The sequence below is a fragment of the uncultured Campylobacter sp. genome, assembly GCF_938040115.1.
Lineage (GTDB): Bacteria > Campylobacterota > Campylobacteria > Campylobacterales > Campylobacteraceae > Campylobacter_A.
In genome coordinates this window covers 1-15,997 of the sequence record NZ_CALHXD010000293.1, presented here as the reverse complement: position 1 = coordinate 15,997, position 15,997 = coordinate 1, and the positions used below count along the sequence as shown (strand labels likewise).

14 protein-coding genes are annotated in these 15,997 nt (G+C 45.1%); 10 read left to right on the top strand and 4 right to left on the bottom strand.

All coding sequences use genetic code 11. The annotated features are described in order from the left end of the window. The 4 genes from Q0314_RS09885 to cysE form a co-directional block, all read left to right on the top strand. The coding region (locus Q0314_RS09885; RefSeq protein WP_298058631.1) for a DegT/DnrJ/EryC1/StrS family aminotransferase at positions 1 to 637 on the top strand (637 nt) is incomplete at its 5' end. Beyond that, the gene (locus Q0314_RS09880; RefSeq protein WP_298058629.1) at positions 630 to 1,523 is read left to right on the top strand and encodes a Gfo/Idh/MocA family oxidoreductase; all 894 of its coding nucleotides are present in this window, start codon (positions 630 to 632) and stop codon (positions 1,521 to 1,523) included. The genes Q0314_RS09885 and Q0314_RS09880, both read left to right, overlap by 8 nt. 101 nt (positions 1,524 to 1,624) lie before the next feature. Beyond that, positions 1,625 to 2,536 carry a cysteine synthase A gene (cysK, locus tag Q0314_RS09875; protein WP_298058628.1) on the top strand — a complete coding sequence of 304 codons (912 nt, stop codon included), beginning with the start codon at positions 1,625 to 1,627 and terminating at the stop codon, positions 2,534 to 2,536. A 1-nt stretch (position 2,537) separates the two neighbouring features. After that, positions 2,538 to 3,083 (top strand): serine O-acetyltransferase, encoded by a 546-nt coding sequence (gene cysE, locus Q0314_RS09870; RefSeq protein ID WP_298058627.1) that lies wholly within the window; start codon positions 2,538 to 2,540, stop codon positions 3,081 to 3,083. Positions 3,084 to 3,254: 171 nt separating this feature from the next. On the opposite strand, the gene Q0314_RS09865 is transcribed toward cysE, so the two are convergent. Genes Q0314_RS09865 through Q0314_RS09855 form a run of 3 tightly spaced genes read right to left on the bottom strand, consistent with a single transcriptional unit; the run spans position 3,255 to position 6,204 of the window. After that, positions 3,255 to 4,190, bottom strand: coding sequence for a 3'-5' exonuclease (locus tag Q0314_RS09865; protein WP_298058625.1), 936 nt, complete (start codon positions 4,188 to 4,190; stop codon positions 3,255 to 3,257). After that, the gene (rpe, locus tag Q0314_RS09860) at positions 4,187 to 4,834 is read right to left on the bottom strand and encodes a ribulose-phosphate 3-epimerase (protein ID WP_298058623.1); all 648 of its coding nucleotides are present in this window, start codon (positions 4,832 to 4,834) and stop codon (positions 4,187 to 4,189) included. Before rpe ends, Q0314_RS09865 begins: the two co-directional genes overlap by 4 nt. A gap of 11 nt (positions 4,835 to 4,845) precedes the next feature. Further along, a complete protein-coding gene (locus Q0314_RS09855; protein ID WP_298058622.1) occupies positions 4,846 to 6,204 on the bottom strand; it encodes an STAS domain-containing protein in 1,359 nt (452 codons plus the stop codon). A gap of 212 nt (positions 6,205 to 6,416) precedes the next feature. Between Q0314_RS09855 and rpmB the strand changes: the two genes are divergently transcribed. The 5 genes from rpmB to Q0314_RS09830 all read left to right on the top strand — a co-directional run bounded on the left by rpmB (position 6,417) and on the right by Q0314_RS09830 (position 11,695). Further along, a complete protein-coding gene (gene rpmB / locus Q0314_RS09850; RefSeq protein ID WP_002945979.1) occupies positions 6,417 to 6,608 on the top strand; it encodes a 50S ribosomal protein L28 in 192 nt (63 codons plus the stop codon). Positions 6,609 to 6,629: 21 nt separating this feature from the next. Further along, positions 6,630 to 7,760, top strand: coding sequence for a potassium channel protein (locus tag Q0314_RS09845; RefSeq protein WP_298058620.1), 1,131 nt, complete (start codon positions 6,630 to 6,632; stop codon positions 7,758 to 7,760). 271 nt (positions 7,761 to 8,031) lie between these two features. After that, positions 8,032 to 8,256: a YdcH family protein gene (locus tag Q0314_RS09840; RefSeq protein ID WP_298058618.1), complete on the top strand. Its 225-nt coding sequence runs from the start codon at positions 8,032 to 8,034 to the stop codon at positions 8,254 to 8,256. A 372-nt stretch (positions 8,257 to 8,628) separates the two neighbouring features. Beyond that, complete coding sequence (locus Q0314_RS09835) at positions 8,629 to 10,722, top strand: RNA degradosome polyphosphate kinase (RefSeq protein ID WP_298058617.1); 2,094 nt, start codon at positions 8,629 to 8,631, stop codon at positions 10,720 to 10,722. 361 nt (positions 10,723 to 11,083) lie between these two features. Next, positions 11,084 to 11,695, top strand: a complete 612-nt coding sequence (locus Q0314_RS09830; RefSeq protein ID WP_298058615.1) for a LysE/ArgO family amino acid transporter — start codon at positions 11,084 to 11,086, stop codon at positions 11,693 to 11,695. A gap of 305 nt (positions 11,696 to 12,000) precedes the next feature. Here the strand turns inward: Q0314_RS09830 and Q0314_RS09825 are convergent, their stop codons facing one another. Continuing rightward, positions 12,001 to 14,457, bottom strand: a complete 2,457-nt coding sequence (locus tag Q0314_RS09825; RefSeq protein WP_298058614.1) for a molybdopterin-dependent oxidoreductase — start codon at positions 14,455 to 14,457, stop codon at positions 12,001 to 12,003. A gap of 295 nt (positions 14,458 to 14,752) precedes the next feature. Between Q0314_RS09825 and Q0314_RS09820 the strand changes: the two genes are divergently transcribed. Beyond that, a complete protein-coding gene (locus Q0314_RS09820; protein WP_298058613.1) occupies positions 14,753 to 15,457 on the top strand; it encodes a metallophosphoesterase in 705 nt (234 codons plus the stop codon). The last annotated feature ends 540 nt before the right edge of the window (positions 15,458 to 15,997 follow it).

The window sequence follows — 15,997 nt, the reverse complement described above, 5'->3', positions numbered from 1 at the left end:
CTTAACCGTCATAGAAGATGCGGCGCAAAGCTTTGGCGCGAGCCAAAACGGCGTAAAGTCCTGCAATCTCTCGCGCATCGCTACTACCTCGTTTTTTCCGGCTAAGCCGCTTGGTTGCTACGGCGATGGCGGAGCGATATTTACGGACGACGACGCCCTAAACGAAAAAATGCGCATCCTGCTAAATCACGGCCAGTCCGAGCGCTACATCCACAAATACATCGGTATAAACGGCAGACTCGACGCCATCCAGGCGGGCATTTTAAACGTCAAGCTAAAATACCTTGACGCCGAAATTGCAAAACGCCAAGAGATCGCGGCGAGATATACTGGCGAACTAAAGGGCGTCGTAGCGCCTTTCGTCGCGGAGGGCAACGTCTCGGCGTGGGCGCAGTACTGCATCCGCGTAAAAGATAGAGCGAAAATGCTAGAAATCTGCGCGCAAAAAGGCGTGCCGACGGGAGTTTATTACCCCGTGCCACTGCATTTGCAAGAGGTGTTTAAGGATCTTGGCTATAAGCTTGGGGATTTTGCCGTGAGTGAAGCGGTAGCGCAGGATATAATGGCGCTACCGATGTCTGCGTTTGTAACCAAAGAGGAGCAAGACTATGTCATCGAGGTTATAAATAATGCTTAAATTTGCGCTCATAGGTCTTGGCGTCATGGGCAAAAACCACTACCGCGCGCTGCAAAACGTCGCTGGCGTGCAGATAGCCGCTCTTTGCGATCCGTTTTGCAAGGAAAATTTCGCGCAAAAAATTTACTTGGGTCTTGACGAGATGCTAGAGAGCGAAAATTTAGACGCCGCCGTCATCGCTACGCCGACCTCGCTACATAAAGAAGCGGCGCTAAAATGCATGCAAAAGGGGCTAAATTTGCTCATCGAAAAGCCCGTTTGCGCAAATGCTATGGACGCTCAAATTTTACTTGAGGAAGCGCAAAAGAGAAATTTAAAAGTGGCCGTCGGGCACGTCGAGCGCTTTAATCCCGCGATCGTAGCGCTAAAAAAAGAGCTTGAAAACGAGGAAATTTATAGCGTGCAAATAACCAGAAACTCTCCCTTTCCGCAGCGAATCGCGGACGTTGGGATACTGGCTGATCTAGCCGTGCACGATATAGATCTCATTAGGTTTTTAAGCGGCAAAGAGATAAAAATCGCGGATATAAAAAGCTCACGCAAAATCCACGCCAAATTTGAAGACAACGCGGTTTTGTCGTTTGAGCTTGAGGGCGAGATAACGGCTCTCATCGCTACTAGCTGGCTAGCGCACAGACGCAAAAGAATGATCGAGGTCGCGTGCAAAGGGGCGGTTTATGAGGCTGATTTACTAAATCAGAGCCTTGTTAAATTTAGCGAATTTGACGCAAGCGCGTGCAAAATGCAAAATATATTCGTCAAAAGAACCGATCCGCTAACAAGCGAGCTAGAGGACTTCGTGCGTCTTTTAGGCGACAAGAAAAGCGTGGGCGCTAGCATAGAAGACAGCTTAAAAACGCTAAAAATCATAGAGAGTGCGAGCTAAATTTTAGGCTGAAATATAAAAGAAAATTTATTTTTTTATATTTTATTTATATTTATGGAAAAAGAAGTTATTATTACACGATTTTTTCAAAAGGAGTCTAAATGATATATGAAAACATCGTTCAAACCATCGGTAAAACCCCGATCGTAAGGATAAACAGCGTGCACGAAGAGGGCATGGCTGAAATTTATGCAAAGCTTGAGTTTTTTAACCCGGGAGGCTCGGTAAAAGATAGAATCGCCGCAAATATGATCGTAAGTATGCAAAAAGAGGGCGCGCTAAAAAAAGGCAACGTCATCGTGGAGCCGACTAGCGGCAACACCGGCATAGGCGCAGCCATGGTCGGCGCGGCACTAGGATACAAGGTCGTGCTAGTGATGCCTGAAACCATGAGTATAGAAAGACGCAAGCTGCAAAAGGCCTACGGCGCTGAGCTAGTACTAACCGAGGGTGCAAAGGGTATGAAAGGTGCGATCGAAAAAGCGACCGAGCTCGTGCGAGAAAAAGGCTACGTAATGCTAAGCCAGTTTGAAAATAAATTTAACCCGCAGGCTCACGAGCTAACTACGGCAAAAGAGATAATGGACGACTTTAAAGAGCTTGACGCGTTTGTAGCTGGCGTAGGCACTGGCGGCACGCTAAGCGGCACGGCTAGAGCACTAAAAGCAAACGGCTATAGGACTAAAATCGTAGCCGTCGAGCCAAACGACTCCGCCGTGATCTCGGGCGAAAAGCCGGGCCCGCATAAGATCCAGGGTATCGGCGCGGGCTTTATCCCGGCTACGCTTGAGACCGCCTATATCGACGAGATAGAGCGCGTGGATAACGATGAGGCCTTTGAGACGGCTAGAAAGCTGGCTAAAGAGGAGGGTATCTTGCTGGGTATCTCGGGCGGCGCGGCTCTGGCGGCCGCGGTGAAGGTCGCAAGGAGGCTAGGCAAGGGCAAAAAGGTGCTTTTCATAGCTCCCGATAACGGCGAGAGATATCTCAGCACTCCGCTTTACGAGGCGTGATTTGGGACTGATAGCCGAACTAAACGAACTAGTCGCGACCGTACGCGAAAAGGACCCGTCGGTAGCCTCGTGCTGCTACGGGGCGATCCTCGTTAACACTCCGGGCATCCATGCCGTCTTTTTTCATAGATTCGCGCACTTTTTACACATTAAAAACTGGCGATTTACGGCGCGCTTCATCTCTCAGATGTCGCGTTTTTTAACTGGCATCGAGATACATCCGGGCGCCAAGATCGGCAGGCGGCTTTTTATCGATCACGGCATGGGCGTGGTTATCGGCGAGACGGCCGAGGTGGGCGATGACGTGCTGATCTATCATCAAGTAACTCTGGGCGGCACGGGCAAAGAGTGCTGCAAGCGCCACCCGACCGTAAAAAACGGCGTCACGATAGCAGCCGGCGCAAAGGTGCTGGGAAATATCCTAATCGGCGAAAACGCCAAAATAGGCGCAAACTCGGTAGTGCTAAAAGACGTGCCCGATAACGCCACGGTTGTAGGCATCCCCGCTAGGATCGTGCGTATAAACGGCGAGCGAGTCGGCGAGTAGGTTAAATTTGCGCCGATCTAGGCTGCTATTTTTATAAAATTATTCTTTTTATTCTGTTAAATTTGAAAATTTGTAAGATTTTTATAGGGCAGGCAGAGGCAGCGGATGCTTTTGCGAGTTTGTATTTGGCTTTAAATTTATCAAATTTAACTACGGCAAATTTAGTTAAATTTACTCATCAAATATCGGGAGTTTAGGCTCTTTTACTTTTTGTGTTTTACTGCCGATGTTTAAATTTCGCGCAACATTCGCGGCGCTCAAATTTTTATTATCGTCAAATTTATCAGTCTGCACAGCGTCGTCAAATTTGACCGACTCGCCGGCTTCATTCGTTGTGATTTTTAGTCGCTTCATCGTTTTAGCCGATTTGCTAAACTCTATTAGATCCTCGGTCGTTTTTACTTCGCTTGGGAGTTTTTGCAGGGAGTGTTTAAAAATTTCAGCAGCCGCGATAGCGTCGTTAAGAGCTCTGTGGTGGGTATTGTCGATGCCTAAAATTTCTTTTAGCGTTCCTAGGCCGTATTTTGGCGAGGCGATAGTGCGGCGGGCTAGATCGATCGTGCAGAGCTTGCGATTTAATAGCTCGCCGTATCCTAGTGCCTCCAGCGTCGCGCTAATAAAGCCGTAGTCAAAGCGAACGTTGTGCGCCACAAAAACGCTCTGACCTAAAAAGACTTTAAACTGCTCCATGACGAAGGCTAGGCTGGGTGCGTTTTTTAGGTGCTCTGCGGTGATTCCCGTTAGTTCGCTGATATTTTCCGGGACGTAGGGCGCGTACACGAATGTTTCAAATTTGCCGATTATTTCTCCGTTTTGTAGCTTTAGCGCGCCGATTTCGATGATCTGGCCACTATTTATGCCGCCGCTAGTTTCTATATCCACGACGCAAAAAATTTGATCTTTTATTTCATTGCGCCGCGTTTTTAGCTCGATTTGGTTTTTTGCGGTGCGGGTTATGTCAAGCCCAAGCGCGCGCCACATCTGCACGTCGCGAACGTCGAAAAGCTCGGAGTATTCGTCCATTTGCTTGGTTGCGGCGACAAAGTCCGCGTAGGCTATGTTTCGTTTGGCGATGACGGCGAGTAGGGCTTCGAAATCTTGGTTCAAAACTCGAGCTTTAGCGAGCGGATAGAGTGCTCGTATGAATTTGACGAAAATATATAACTGCCCGCCACGACGATATCTACGCCCGCTTCATCGAGCTGCGCGACGTTTAGTCCCGTCACGCCGCCGTCTACTTCGATCATGCATTTTGCGTTTTTGCGCTCGATCATTTCGCGCAAACTGCGAGCTTTTTCAAGTACCGAAGGGATAAATTTTTGCCCGCCAAATCCCGGATTTACGCTCATTAGCAGCACCATATCGACCTCGTTTACGATGTGCTCGATCGCCGATACCGGCGTGTGCGGGTTTAGCACTATCGCGGGCCCCGTGCCGTGGCTACGGATGTGATCGATTAGACGCAGCGGGTGCTTTTCCTCCTCGATGTGAAAGCTTAAAAATTTAGGCTTCAGAGGCAAAAAAAGATCGGCGAAAAAAGTGTTATTTTGCACCATTAGGTGTATATCTAGCGGCTTTGTGGCGGCTTTTGCGACGGCATTTACGACCACCGGGCCGATTGTCAAATTTGGCACGAAATGCCCGTCCATCACGTCAACATGCACGAGATCGGCTCCAGCCTCGCAGATTGCCTCGATCTCGGCTCTTAAATTTCCAAAATCAGCCGATAAAATACTCGGTGCTACATACATTTTAGTGTCCTTTATTTGCTTAGAAAAAATATCGCGTCCATGCCGTCTATGTCGAGTCGTACGAGGGCGCCTTTGTTTTTTTTGTCTTCCTCTTTGATCTCTTCAAAAACATGCGGCAAGGTGAAATTCGCCTCTATCTTTCGGCTCTTTAGCCATGCCTCAATGCGGTCTGAGATGACGCTAAGCAGGTCTGCATATGCTTCGGTTATGCTTGCTTCACCGCCTTCTTGGAGTAAAATTTTGCAGATACTACTAACGGCGTTTTTTTCGACGCAGAGGATAAATTTGGCATTCGTCTCGCCGTAAAACGCTACCGAGCCCATACATAATTTCTCCTCGTCGCAACTAAAATTTGTTATTTCGGTACTCTTGCGAGAAATAGGCAAATTTGACAAAGACGCTAGTGTGTCCATCACTACTTTTAAGATATCCGGTAAAAGATCTATTAATTCTTTTGTTATGTTTTTAGGTTTTTCGTCTTCTATACTGCCGCCGCCTTCTATCGTCGCGTCGTCATTGAAAAAATCCTGGATCGTATCGTAAAGTAGTATCCCGCAGTCCTCTAAATCATGAAGTAAGGCTTTTGAGACATTGGATTTTTTTAGTCCGCACATAGCTATAGTTGCGCCACTATCGGCACACTCCATCGCAAGTTTTGCTAAAAACGACACGCCGTGAATATTTATAAAACTTGATTTTTTCATATCAAAAACAAAAAATTTAAAGCCGATTTTTAGCGATTGCAGGAAACTTTTATAAGCGAATTTGTCTGCAAATTCCGAGTCGATAAAGCCGTTTATCTCGTAAACGACGACGTTTTCTTTAAGGGTAGTGGATAATTCTTTCTTGTTTGATTTTATATCGGTGAGGCGGATGGCGCATTCGAAATCTTTATGTAAACGGTTAAATTCTTCCTCGTCTTTTGCGATAACCGGTTTGTATCCGCGCCCTGATAATGTTAGCGCAATCTGGCGTTTTTGCTCGGTATCGGCGTTAAAAACGATGATTTGTTTGTTTTCCGATTCAAACTTCCCCCAAAATAAAAGCGCAACGCTGAGCGTCTCAAAAAAAGATAAATTTAAAACATCTTTAGACATTCTTTTTAGGGCTTTAAATTTTATCTCATTGTAGTCGCAAAAGCCTATGTCCGCATCGCTTTCCTTTGTTATTCTTGAGATGGATTCAAGGATTAGATTAAAGCCTACCTTATTAAAATAAACGGTATTTTTAAGCGATATTAGGATATGACGCGGAGCTTTTTGGCGTAGATATTTTATATTTGCGTCGCTGATTTCGTATTTATCGATATCGCCGTCTAAAAAGCCGGAAGGATAAAATATAGCTACGTCGTCTTTAAAATCTAATCTCATAAGATAAAAGAATTTCCTAAAAAAATGATATTTTTTACGTAAATCGAGCCGGTAATTTTTTAAAATTTAACCGTGTTTAAATTTTGTTATTTTAGCTTTTTTATCCATAAATTCAGTTTAAAAACTAACGCGTTTGTAAAAGCGGCTTTAAGCTTTTATTTTGTTTATTTTGGATAAAATCAGCAGAAATTTTTATTTTTAAGGAAACAAATATGTCAAGAGTATGCGCAATAACAGGTAAAGGTCCGATGGTAGGCAACAACGTCAGCCACGCCAAAAACAGAACAAAAAGAAGGTTTTTACCAAACCTAAGAACCATCCGCGTTACGCTAGAGGACGGCACTACGAGAAAGATCAAAGTAGCTGCTTCTACGCTAAGAACAATGAGAAAACAGTCACGCTAAATTTACCGCAAATTTGAGGAGTTGTCTTTGTTTAGAAAGATTTTAAAATTCCTCAACTGGTCAAGTTCCGCCAAACCTCAAATTAGTCTTAATACCGAACTTTACGAACAACTTCGCCCGTTTCGCTTACCGCTCATCTTAGTCGTTTTGATGATGATGATCGGAGCGATGGGTTACGTCACGATCGATAATTTTAGCCTGATAGACGCGATTTATCAGGCTGGTATGACTTTTACGACCGTCGGTTTTACCGAGGTCGCACCTATTTCTCCGGCCGGCCGGATTTTTACTATCACTTTTATTTTGCTAGGCTTTGCCGTTTTTACGTTTTCTACGGGTTTGATGCTCGAAGTTTTAAAAAAAGGCGCGCTCGTAGCGATCATAAAGGAAAGACGAATGCTATACAAGATCGCAAGACTAAAAAACCACTTTGTCATCTGCTATCACAACCAATACACAATGGAATTAAGCCGCGAATTTAGGGAAAATCATATTCCTTTCATCGTTATCGATCCGCGCGAGGATCTGCCGGAAATCGCGGAAAAATACAAGTATCCATACTATATCGTCTCTCAGCCGCACACGCAAACTGCGCTTTTAAAGACGCATTTTTCAAGCGCAAAAGGCATGATCACGCTAAGTTCAAACATCGCAGATAACATCGCCCTTATCGCCACCGTGAGGCTATATGAAAAAGAGATCGGGCGCAAAAAGCCTTATTTTATAATGACAAACTCCGACAACCAAGACGATACCGAGCGCCTAAAAAAACTCGGCGCAAATAGCGTCGTGAGCCCGTCAAAGCTAGTCGCCCAGCGCCTTAGCGCCATGAGCGTGCGACCCGATATGGAAAATTTGCTCGAGCAGTTTTTGTATAAGCAAGACTCGCCGATCGACATAGAGGAGATATTGGTGCCTGATTATTCGTGGGTACGCTTTAAACGCCTAAAAGAAACTAACTTGCGAAACATAACAAACGCCGACGTCGTTGGCATCAAAGACGTAAATAACAAATTTATTCCGATGCCAAAGGGCGATACGCTAATCGGCACTGGCACGAAGCTACTAGTCATCGGCACTGGCGAGTCGATACGCCTAACCAAACGAGTCATAAAAAGCAGACATAAGCCAGAAGAGCTAAAATACGTCTAAAATTTGAGACGATTTATGCGTATTTTAATTTTGCCTTTGCCTAGACAGCCGTAAATTTAATGCTAAAATCAGGGATTGATTTGATCTCTTACCAAAATTTAAATTTTACAAAAGCATCTTTTGGATTTAAATAGCGTAAAAAATTAAGCTATTTAGAGACGAAACTAAGCTACCGTAAATTTTAGGGAATGCTCCGAATTTGACGCTTTTTAACCCTCTCTTAAAATAACATTCGCTAAAATTAAATCAAACTTTAATTAAAGGAGCAAAGATGTTTCATGAGGATAGAGAGCTTATAACTAAGCTAAAAGGTACAAACGCGCACTTTACATCACTTTTTGATAAGCACAACGAGCTAGACGAAAAGATCGCCGAAATGCAAAAAGGCAATGTCTATAACGATGCCGAAGTGGATGCTCTAAAACGCGAGAAACTCAGACTAAAAGACGAAATCTACGCCTTTTTAGCCGAGTATAAAAAAGAAAATAATCTTTAATTTAATAGCGGCGGACGATTTGCGCCGCCGTTTTTACCTCAAATTTCATCTTTTTAACTATTTAAAAATATTTCTAAAAACTTTGTCAAATTTGACTCAAAATCAAAATAAAAAATCACTGCGACAACACTAAATTCATTCGTTAAATTTGAAATGCGATCACATAGAAATTTTCTTTAAAACCCAAAAGACCGCCATGCCAACGCATAAAATAGTAACCGCCCAAATATATTCCATCTTATTTCCTTGCCTATTTTTGCCGAAGCTTAATTTGTTTTTCGTTTATTATAACACAAACTTACGGCTTTTCGGAAAGGCCGTGATTTAAGAGAAAATTCGCTAAAATTTATGAAAGTTTAAAAAGGATGGAAAATGGATGAGAAAAAGAGTGTTTTTATCAACCGCGAGCTTAGCTGGCTACGCTTTAACTCGCGCGTTTTGGCTCAGTGCGAAAAGGTGTTGCCGCCGCTTGAAAAGCTAAAATTTATCGCGATTTATATGACTAATTTGGATGAATTTTACATGATCCGCATCGCGGGGCTTAAGCAGCTTTTTGCCGCTGGAGTCGCAGCTAGCGGTAGCGACGGCATGAGTCCACTCGAACAGCTAAGAGAGATCAGAAAATACATAAAAGACGAGCTTGCACTCGTGGAAAAGCACTATAAAGACGCGCTAAAAGAGCTCGCGCAAAACGGGCTTTTTATGAAAAATTACGACGAAATTTCGCCCGAACTTCGCGCCAAATGCGACGAGTATTTTTTCTCAAACATCTTGCCTGTCATCGTGCCTATCGCAGTTGACGCCACGCATCCGTATCCGCATCTAAACAACCTTAGCTTTAGCCTAGCTGTCAAGCTTGCCGACGCAGATAGTCCAGAGATCATAAAATTTGGCATGATACGTATCTCGCGCGTTTTGCCGAGGTTTTATCAGGCGGCCGATAATGTCTACGTGCCGATAGAAACGATCGTACACCGCCACGCAGAGGAGATTTTCCCGGGTTACAAGCTGCTTAGCTCGGCGGCGTTTAGAGTCACGAGAAACGCCGACATCGTCATCGAGGAAGAAGAGGCGGATGATTTTATGATGATCCTCGAACAGGGACTTAAACTGCGCCGAAAAGGCGCCTTTGTGCGCATGCAGATACAAAAGGACGCCGATGCCGAGATAGTCGAGTTTCTAAACTCGCACATGAAGATTTTTTATAAGGATATCTACGAGTACACCGTTCCGCTCACGTTAAATTCGCTCTGGCAGATCGTGGGAAATAAAGAATTTTCGCACCTTTGCCTACCACCGTACGCACCAAAGACATTGCCGCCCTTTAGCAGCCATCTCTCGATGTTTGACGTCATCGATAAAGAAGACGTGCTAGTCGTGCATCCCTACGAGAGCTTTGATCCCGTCGTGCAGTTTATCAGAGAGGCGAGCAAAGACCCGCGCGTGATCTCGATCCGCATGACGCTCTACCGCGTCGATAAAAACTCGCCTATCATCCAGGCTCTCATCGACGCCGCAAACGACGGCAAGCAAGTAACCGTAATGGTCGAGCTGAAGGCGAGATTTGATGAGGAAAATAACCTGCACTGGGCAAAGGCCCTAGAAGACGCCGGCGCGCACGTGATATACGGCATCACGGGCTTTAAGGTGCACGCAAAAGTGAGCCAAGTCATCCGTCAAGAGGGCGGCAAGCTCAAATTTTACATGCATCTCTCCACGGGCAACTACAACGGCGGCTCGGCTAAAATTTACACCGACGTGAGCTATTTTACGAGCAGGGCGGAGTTTGCGAGCGATACGACGACGTTTTTTCACATACTTTCGGGCTTTTCTAAAAACCGCCGCTTGCAGACGCTCTCTATGTCGCCGATGCAGATAAAAGAGCGCGTGCTAGAGATGATAAAGGCCGAGACCGCACACGGCGAGCAGGGTAGGATCGTGGCCAAGATGAACGCGCTAGTAGATAGCGACATCATAGACGCGCTGGTAAAGGCTAGTAGTGCGGGCGTAAAGATCGATCTCATCGTGCGCGGCATCTGCTGCGTGCGTCCGGGCGTGAAAGGCCTAAGCGAAAATATCCGCGTGAGATCGCTCATCGGCAAATACCTTGAGCACGCGAGGATATTTTATTTTAGGCACGCCGAGCCTCAAATTTACATCGCCTCCGCCGACTGGATGCCGCGAAATCTCGAGCGCCGCCTAGAGCTCATGACGCCGATAATCGATAAAAATTTACAAGAGCGCTTGCTCGAGTTTTTGCGCTTGCAGCTTAGCGATAACGAGCTGGCGTTTGAGCTGCAAAACAGCGGCGAATACGCCAAAGTAAGGCCAAAAGAGGGCGACGCGCGCATAAACTCGCAAGAGGTGCTCGAGGAGTACGTGAGCGGGATATATAAGGCGACGAAAAAGGATACCGATAAGGGAAAGAGCGAGCAGATGGTGGCGAAACTGCTAAAAGAAAGTTAAGCTGCTTTTGGGAAGGCTCGTCTCGCGAGTGCTTTTCCGAGATTTCGCAAAATTTTCGCTCCGCAGGCTATATGCCTAGCGCACGCTCAATTTTGCTTCTTCTACTTGCAGCTGCGAGCTTGTGAAGCAGAAAACTCGAAAAATCATCTCGCGATACTTCGCCTTATTGTTCTTTATTTAAATTTGAAGTCAAATTTTTAGATTTCGGCTTCAAATTTTACTCGCCGAGACCCGCATCTTGAACTTCTAAATTCGGCGAGCAAATTTGCAAAAATCTACGCGTGCGGCAAATTTTACTTCGCCGAGTTTTTGGTTACACGCATTTCGGTCAAAATTTAAAAAACAAAATATAAGTGATAAAATGATTTCTTTCAACGCCTTTTTCTCTGGATTTTCGCTCGGGCTTTCACTTATTTTAGCTATTGGAGCGCAAAACGCCTTCGTGCTAAAACAAGGCATCAAAAAACAGCATGTTTTTCTCGTTTGCGCTATCTGCGCGCTTAGCGACGCCGCGCTGATTTTTGCGGGAGTGTCGGGTTTTGGCTACGTGGTTGAGCGCTATCCTATTATCAAAACGGCCGCGCTTTGGGGCGGATTTGTATTTTTGAGTATTTACGGGCTGCGCAGTCTTTATAGCGCGTTTAGCGCATCGCATGTGCTCTTGGCCGGCGGCGAGGAGACGCACGGAGCGGTTAAAACCGCGCTTCTCACATTAGCTTTTACGTGGCTAAACCCGCACGTATATCTTGATACTGTCGTACTTTTGGGCTCGGTTTCTACGAAATTTAGCGAGCGAGCGGGACTCTTTGGCGCGGGCGCGATGTGCGCGTCGTTTGCGTTTTTCTTTTCGCTCGGATACGGAGCTAGATTTTTAGCTTCGCTGTTTCAAAAGCCGGCCGCATGGAAAATTTTGGAGTTTTTCGTCGGCGTCACCATGATAGCGCTTGGCGTGATGTTAGTCGTCGGCGAGTGAGGGTGCCCAAATTTATCTATGCTAATTTAGTTTTAGGAGTGGTGGCTCTAACGCGCACCTAGCAAGCAAAATTTAAAGGCGCAAAAAAGTGTCTATGCGGTGCTTTTATTTGTGTATTAACTAACAAAGGCACGACAGGGCGGATAAAAACTATAAAACGAATAATCTCCAAATATTCCTACAAGCTCGGTGCTTGCGTGTGTGCCAGTAAATTTGATATTTTACGATCCAAATAAAGCTACCGCAAACAAAATCACACGAAGCTACAAGATTAAAAACGGCGGAGCCTGAACCCCGCCGCAAATTTAAGCGCCTATGATTTTTGGTTTAGAAAACGCTCTGATAGGCCTTATCGCGCCTTTGTATTTTTCGACTTGGACTAAATTCGTATGCGCGATATTGCTTTGTGCTAGCTTGCTTGTGCCTTTGTCTTTTGTGAGCACGTTTACACATCCGTGCTGGCACAGGCTCTTTTTGCCGTAGACTTCAGGGTCGTACCATGCGCCCTCACATACGATTACGACGTCGTCTTGGGTTATGTCGCTCACTATCGCCCCGCATAAAATTTCGCCTCTGTCGTTAAACACCCTAACCACGTCTCCCGTTGCGATGCCGCGTTTTTTGGCTGCGCTTTGGCTGATAAATATCGGCTCTCTGCCGTTTACTTCGGCATACTTTCTAACTATGGAGTTATCCAGCTGAGAGTGCAGTCTAAAGCGGGAGTGCGGAGTATTGAGCGCGAGTGGATATTTCTTTGTTTTTTCTTTATCGCCGAGCCACTCGGTAGGCTCAAACCACGCCGGATGCCCAAAGCAGTCGTCGTATTTCATTTTTGCGATGACTGGCGAATAAATCTCGATCTTTCCCGACGGTGTTCCAAGTCTAAATTTATTTGGATTTTCTCTAAAATTCGCAAATCTAGTGTAGTATTTTTTCTCTTCGTCTTTTTTGTCGAATTTTACGTATCCTTTTTCCCAAAACTCGTCAAACGTAGGTAGATTATCGTATCCGAGCGCTTTGGCTTGATCCATGTCGTCGGCGAAAATTTCTTTTATCCACTCCATCTCGGTCTTGCCCTCGGTAAATACCTCTTCCATGCCCCATCTCTTGCAAATTCCTTTGCAAATTTCAAAATCGCTCCTGCTCTCGCCCATAGGCTGAACGGCTTGTTTTATGGCAAAGATATACTCGCCAGTAGCGTTTGACTGCTCTATATCGTTTCTCTCGGGCTCGATAGCTGCAGGCAGAACTATGTCGCTAAGCTTAGCTCCGCTAGTCCAATAAGGCTCTATTGTTATCACGGTATCGAGCTTTTTCCACGCTTGTACCGCGCGGTTTATATCCTGATGTCTCGTAAATATCGATCCGCTGGCGCTTACGGAAACTCTCATGTGCGGGAGTTTATAAATTTCGCCGTTTCTTTGCATCTCTTGGCCTGGATTCAGCAATGCGTCTATTATTCTACTGTTTGGTATGACGTAGCCTTTGTTTTTTACCCAAGGGCTATCTTCTTTCGTGTATTTTTCGCTAGGAACAGAGCTTAGGCCTTTTAGAGCCGGCGCTATAAAGCTATCCGTGCTGGTTTTATGCCCCTGATCGCAAGTCATAAAGCCGCAGCCCTCCTTGCCTATGTGCCCTAGCATCGAGGCTAGAGTTATGAGAGCCCAATACGACTGCTCTCCGTGATCTTGTCTTTGGATGGCAAAACCGCTTATTATCAAAGACTCGTTTTTAGCTAGCGACACGCATAGCTCCTCTAGCTTTTTGACGCTTACGCCGCAAATTTTGCTAGCCCAGTCTAAATTTTTAACCACCTTGTCGTTAGTGCCTAGGAAATAATCTTTAAATTTATTAAATCCAACGGTGTATTTGCCTATAAAGGCTTCGTCGTATAGTTTATTTTCGTATAGATAGTGGCACATGCCTATCATCATGGCTGTATCCGTCCCCGGCACCACGCCTATAAAGTCCGAGTTTAGATACCTGATGGTGTCGTTTTTATACGTATCTACGGCGTAAATTTTCTTTTCGCCTTTTGCGTTCATATCTTTTAGCTTGGCATACACGTCGTAGCCCTCGTGAGTAGGAGCGCCTACGCCTATTTCATTGGTTACTACGGGATTGCTTCCCCAAAAAACTATCGTTTTAGCAGACTTTAGTACTGCTTCCCATTTTGTAGGAACTTCGTTTGGCTCGATAGTTCCGATAACGTGAGGCATGATAACGTGACCAGCACCATAGGAGTAGTTGCCGTCCTCCGAGACGAAGCCGCCTAGTATCGTTAGCATCCTTCTTGCCGTAGCTCTACCCCAGCTGACTTTACCGCTGCCGCCCCACCAGTAGCACTCTCCGTAGATGCTCTCGGAGCCATATTTTTCAAAATTTTCTTTTAGAGCTTTTGCAGCTAGATCAAGCGCCGTATCCCAGCTAACTCTTACAAATTCCTCCTCGCCTCTAAGCTCGGGTTTATTTGGCCCCTTTTTCTCCAGATAACTCTTTCTAACGCAAGGATACAGTACTCTGCTTTCGTTTTGGACGCAGTCTGCAACGGCATTATTTAAAGTGCTTGGGAATTTATCTGCTTCGAATGGATCTATGCTGGTTATCTGTCCGCTGACTACGTTTGCGTAAAACGGACCGAATCTATTTGCGCAAAAAACTTTCTTCTGGTCAAAAAGCGTTTGAGTTACGCCCTCTATCCTGTTAGCTTGCAGGCTGATGCCGGCTAGCGCACTAAGCTTTAAGAAATTTCGTCTTTTCATTTTTTCTCCCTTGAAATGAAATTTGGTTATCTCGTCTTTGGTGTTGCATTAAATGTACTCGTCCAAGCCTATGACTAAATTTGAAGTCGTCGCCGTTATTTATTAAACCTCCTTTAGATATAGAAATTAATTTTGTGGTTATATGATATTATAAGAGATAAAGAATAAAAACTATATAAAAAATGTGATTTTTGGTAAATATTGTTTGGATTTAAGTGTATGTAGGCGTGAAAACGACTTTAAAATTTATAAAAAATGGCTAAAATTTGAGCTAAATTAAGATAGGCAAATAAAAATGTTAGATGATTATGGCGACCAAATTTACCTCATTGGCGACGTTCACGGCTGTTATAAAACCCTTTGCACCTTGATAGATCGCTTGCCGCGCGGTGCTGATTCTAAAATTTGCTTCGTGGGCGATCTGATAGACCGCGGCGAGGGGAGTTTTGAGGTCGTGCAGCTAGCGATGCGGTGCGGTTATGCGGCTGTGATGGGTAATCACGAGTACCGTCTTTTGCAACACAAAGACGCATTTTTACGCGGCGAAACGCCTAGCGATCCGCGCTGGTTTTACCTAAACGGCGGCGCGCAGACTTTCGCCTCCTACGATAAAGCTAGCCGCACCCAGAAGCTCGCGCATATAGAGTTTTTATCAAATTTACCGCTTTACTTGGAGTTTGCCGAGTTTAAAAACGCACAAGGCAGGCGGCTCGTCGCGTCGCATTCGGCGATTGGGCGGATGTGGGCGCTACGTAACTCGCACGGCGATAGCGCGGCGGAGTTTAGGCGGCATGTACTTTGCGGCAGAGGCGATTTTAGCCAAAACGAAGGCGTCTTTAATGTCTACGGCCATACGCCGATCGCTAGCCCCGATATCACGGAATTTAGCGCAAATATCGACACGGGCTGCGTTTATAAGCAAGATTTTGGCTGTCTTTGCGCGCTCGAGTTTCCGAGTATGCGGGTTTTTATGCAGGAAAATATCGAGGACGGAGAGTAAAATTTGCTGAAATTTGAGGCTAAATTTGACTAAAATTTGAAATTTTATGCACCGAGACTCGAGTCTATAAAGTATTAAATTTGGTTTTTGGTCAAATTTAACGTTATGTCCTTAAATTTCTTTAAACGAAAATGATTGTTTGACGCCGTCTTGCTTCTTTGTTAAGAGGGAAGGACTTGAATTACGCTCTGCTTTGCAGTTGCGACCGCAAAGGAAGCAAAATCCAAGCCCCACCCCTTTTACAACAAGCAAAGAGTAATCTTAAACGGTTATTCTTTGTGCAAGGGACTAATTTTAGTATAAGTTTTATAAAATTTTTAAAATTTTACTCGCTCAAAGCGGTTGTCGCTCGCGCCCGCGATAAATCGCGGCACGAAAATTTGGCTTCGTTACAAACTCAGCTCAAATTTTCGGGACGAAAGCTTTTCGCTCATAAAATTTAAAAATTCTTTGAAGCCAAATTTAGTATTCTCAAGATGCGGATCTCGGTGAGTAAAATTTGAAGCCAAATTTACAAATTTAGCCAAATTGGACCCCAAA

Bases quoted from the DNA above. Each gene is read 5' to 3' on its own strand.
- Q0314_RS09855 (WP_298058622.1), bottom strand. From the start codon at position 6,204: ATGAGATTAGATTTTAAAGACGACGTAGCTATATTTTATCCTTCCGGC.
- Q0314_RS09830 (WP_298058615.1), top strand. From the start codon at position 11,084: ATGATTTCTTTCAACGCCTTTTTCTCTGGATTTTCGCTCGGGCTTTCA.
- Q0314_RS09840 (WP_298058618.1), top strand. From the start codon at position 8,032: ATGTTTCATGAGGATAGAGAGCTTATAACTAAGCTAAAAGGTACAAAC.
- rpe (WP_298058623.1), bottom strand. From the start codon at position 4,834: ATGTATGTAGCACCGAGTATTTTATCGGCTGATTTTGGAAATTTAAGA.
- Q0314_RS09835 (WP_298058617.1), top strand. From the start codon at position 8,629: ATGGATGAGAAAAAGAGTGTTTTTATCAACCGCGAGCTTAGCTGGCTA.
- Q0314_RS09880 (WP_298058629.1), top strand. From the start codon at position 630: ATGCTTAAATTTGCGCTCATAGGTCTTGGCGTCATGGGCAAAAACCAC.
- cysK (WP_298058628.1), top strand. From the start codon at position 1,625: ATGATATATGAAAACATCGTTCAAACCATCGGTAAAACCCCGATCGTA.
- rpmB (WP_002945979.1), top strand. From the start codon at position 6,417: ATGTCAAGAGTATGCGCAATAACAGGTAAAGGTCCGATGGTAGGCAAC.
- Q0314_RS09820 (WP_298058613.1), top strand. From the start codon at position 14,753: ATGTTAGATGATTATGGCGACCAAATTTACCTCATTGGCGACGTTCAC.
- Q0314_RS09825 (WP_298058614.1), bottom strand. From the start codon at position 14,457: ATGAAAAGACGAAATTTCTTAAAGCTTAGTGCGCTAGCCGGCATCAGC.